The organism is Leptospira adleri (assembly GCF_002811985.1).
GTDB classification, from domain to species: domain Bacteria; phylum Spirochaetota; class Leptospiria; order Leptospirales; family Leptospiraceae; genus Leptospira; species Leptospira adleri.
This window is the reverse complement of the sequence record NZ_NPDU01000147.1, coordinates 1-2,433: the sequence shown is the minus strand read 5'-3', so window position 1 is coordinate 2,433 and position 2,433 is coordinate 1. Positions and strand designations below refer to the sequence as shown.

1 protein-coding gene is annotated in these 2,433 nt (G+C 46.8%); it reads left to right on the top strand.

Going from position 1 to position 2,433, the window contains the following annotated elements:
• Window positions 1–2,433 (top strand): hypothetical protein (locus CH376_RS24710; protein ID WP_243398325.1); only part of this gene is annotated, 2,433 nt, incomplete at both ends.

The window sequence follows — 2,433 nt, the reverse complement described above, 5'->3', positions numbered from 1 at the left end:
TTTGGAGCTGAGAAACCATATAGCGGTGAAGCCAAAGAATTGCTGGGAAGACTGAACGAATACGATACGAAAGACCGCAAGTTGAGTGCGGAAAGATCGGAGCTCATCAAAGAAGTAGCGGTAGGTCAAGGAAAGAAAGAGCTACTGGCGAAACGTAACGAATTCTTACTGAGTGTTGTTCGAGATTCAGGTTCGAATGAAATTTCCGGTATCAAAGAACTCCGCCAATCGTTGCGAGATGTGAATCCGAAATCGGGACTGACGAAGACGCAGATGGCAGCGGTTGAGACCTGGATTAAAGGTGCGACCGGTGGTGACGGTTCCCAACTTGGAATGTTCAGGACAGGCGGTTTACAGAGTCTTGCAAAAGACAGTGGCGTGAAGAGCTTGTTGCTTCGAGCAGCGAGAGACGCTGGCGGAGCAGGAGAGGTCGCACACTTGAATGAGAAGCTCGCGATGAACCAAGAACAGTTGAGGCAGAAGGCGATCGAACACGAAAAAATCGGAGCGGATTTAGCAAATCTGATCACGAAAGATTATGCGAACTTGAAAGTTGCGGCGTCAGAGAAACACTACAACGATGGTAACTACTCCGACTTTATCGCAAAGAATCAGGAGAAAGGCATTAAGTTAGAATCGCCTTCGACGTATATGGCGAACGAAGGTAAGAAGATCCAAGCGGAACACCAGAGCAAGTTAGAGTTTATTAAGAAATACGGAGAGTTTGAGAAACACGGCTCGAACGGAAAGATAGTAGCGGAACAACTTCTAAATTCTCGCGAAGGATATGTTCAATCGGATTTGAAGAGAGAGGAGATGACGAATCGCCTTCTTTCGAACAGCCCAGCGTATCAAGAAACGAAGATGCACTTTGACAAAAGTAATGAAACAGCGAACCGTTTGAAAACGGATATCGAGAATCGCAAGACGCAACTTCACGCTGAAGGAAAGACGGAAAGACAAATCGCATCCGATTCCGAATTGAGAGCCATGAACAAAGATTTCGAGAAGGCTACGACAGCGCGTGACGCAGCAAAGACTCAGATTGAGAAACTTTACAAGAACACGCTTTCGAGTGTGGATTCGAAAGCGGTTTACGGTCCTGAGATATATGCTACAGCACTGAAACAAGCGGAGAAGAATCCTACGTATGCGGAGAACTTAAAACAGATTGCTGAATTGAAACACTCGAAGGAGAACTCGATCGGAGGGTTGTTTGATAAAGTCGCTCCGGGACTGAACGCAAACTCCAATACGAACAACAAGATAGCGGCGCTTGAAAAGAGAAATGGTGAAATCGTAGATGGACTTGCCAAAAAAGAGATGAAGGCAAACGACAAGGAAGCGCACCGCTTAGGAAAGAGCGGCCTCGCGGAATTGGACAAAACGATCTCGAAAACGTTGGATGCGGAGATGCAAGAGATCGTAACCCGGAACTACGATGACAAGACGGGGTTATTCAAAAAGGGTCCTTTTGAATACTTGAACAATCCGAAGGTAGTGGAAGAGAAGCTCCAGATTGAGAACAACTTTAATTTTGGAAATACGCACGAGAAGTATCAACCGAGTGCGAATGAACAGAAGAAGATTGCAGAGAACGTAGCGATGGGCTATGCGAATGCGGAGATCAAGAATCCGAAGAATAACCCAAAGAATATGAGCCTTGCAGAAATTGAACGAGTATCTGCGCTCGCGTTTGAAACACCGGCAGATCGTTTCAAGCGGGTTTATGGAGAAGACTTTAACCCAGACAACGTAGACCACAAGATCAAGTTTGCGAAAGAGATGGTGAGCGCAAGAAATGGAAATCAAAGCCAGTTTGGACCATTGGCTGTGCAGTTGTCGGCGACGTACAACAATATCATTCGTGAGAACGGAGGAAAGAAGGAGAACTTTTTACCTGACCCGTCATTGAAACCTGGAACGAAAGAATACAAAGACTTTGTGAAGGTAAGGGACTGGATCTTTTCGGGCAAAAACCCGATGGAGATGGGGAATGCGACTTCGGAAGCATTGTGTCGTGTATTTTACAACTACAACCAGGCATTAGCGACGCACAAGATCCCAATGAACACGACCCTCTCAACGTTTCTGACGCACAAGATCCGCAACGGCCTTGTGTCGATGGGAGTGGACAACCCTGCACCTGTGTATGACAATGGCGGGACTGCGGGTTACGGCAAATCTGCAAAACCGGAGACGAGACTTGACAACGACTTTGGTCGCTACTTAGTGGACAAGGCAGGAAAGCCGCTTGCGATGAGCGGGGCCATGAGCCAGGAAAACGTGGGCAAGGTTCTTAAGGATTTACCGGTTGGATCCGTTGTGCAAGTATTTGGCGATACGAGAAACCCACCGGGACCGAATCATTATTTCTTTGTGATTAGGAAACCGGACGGATTGTTTTACAACTACAACAACAATGCTGATGGT